Annotated in this window: 1 protein-coding gene; it reads right to left on the reverse strand. The window is 54.9% G+C overall.

Going from position 1 to position 1092, the window contains the following annotated elements:
- Positions 1-127: 127 nt before the first annotated feature.
- Positions 128-1092 (reverse strand): hypothetical protein (locus DXB70_RS13660; RefSeq protein WP_118556379.1); only part of this gene is annotated, 965 nt, incomplete at its 5' end.

Below are 1092 nucleotides of genomic sequence, written 5' to 3' on the forward strand. Positions count from 1 at the left end.
TGGCAAGCAATGCCTCTGTGGCCACAAGTGGCACAAAGGCGGCTTGTTGGGGCTCGCCCCAAACCCGTATCTTCGGGCCAACATGGCCCGAAGTGTCAGCGTCGCTTTGCTTCTTATTTTCATAACCTTAACGCTCCTTTTCCTGCTTTCTTCCCGGCTCGGTGTAGCCCATCAGAGTGTCAATGTTCGCCTTGATTGTGACGATCTCCTGCATATCCCGTCGTGCCTTCTGGTATTCTCCATAGAGCTGTTTTTTCTTTGCTGTGAGCTTACGGCCTTCTTCCTTCAGCACATCCATTTTGGGGAGCTTTGCCCCGCCCAGCAGAGAGCGCATTTCCGCTTGTGCAACCCGGTACAGTTCAAGGTCGGCCTCATGCTCCGCAAGGAATTTCCTGCTGTACTTCGTCGCCTTATACTGCTCAAAGACTGGGCGGGTTTTGGCATACTGAACCGTTGCAGCCTTTAGCCCGGCATTGGTTTTCATAGCCTGTTCCGTCTGCTTGACCTGCTCGGAAATAGCATGGAAACGGTCTGCCGCCTCGGTGGCTTTCTGCGCCAACTGCTCATAATCGGTCAGGTTATTGTCCTGTATATAGGCAAGAGCGGCGGCCATCTGCTTAATGTTAAATACCTTCGCCCAGCGTTCATATCCAGGCCCCTTACCGGCAGCCAGCTTTGCTTGAATATCCACCGCCAGACTGATTTTCCGTTCCGAGCGCCCGGGGCGTTTTTCTTTGCCCTCAATGGCAGACAGAACATCTTGCAAGTCGTAGCCGTCTCCCAGCGTGGAAGCCCGCAGACGGGTAAAGCGTTCCTGTCCCTGCCCGGTCAGCCGGAAACTGATACCGCCGCCCCGAACCGTCTTGACCTCATATCCGGCCCGCTTCATCAGATTGAGAAATTCGTCCAGATCAGCGGGGCGTTCCGCCAGCGCAGTATCAATGGCAAGGCGCAGTCTGTCCTGATAGGAAAGCGGCCCTTTTCGTTCTTTCTGCCATTCTCCATAATTCCGATACTTGCCCTTGCTCCGGGGCTTCGGGTTCTCTACAATGGACAGCCCGTTTTCAAGGCACAGCCTGTCAGAGAGCCGCC

The organism is Clostridium sp. OM05-5BH, from assembly GCF_003481505.1.
Lineage (GTDB): Bacteria > Bacillota > Clostridia > Lachnospirales > Lachnospiraceae > Otoolea > Otoolea fessa.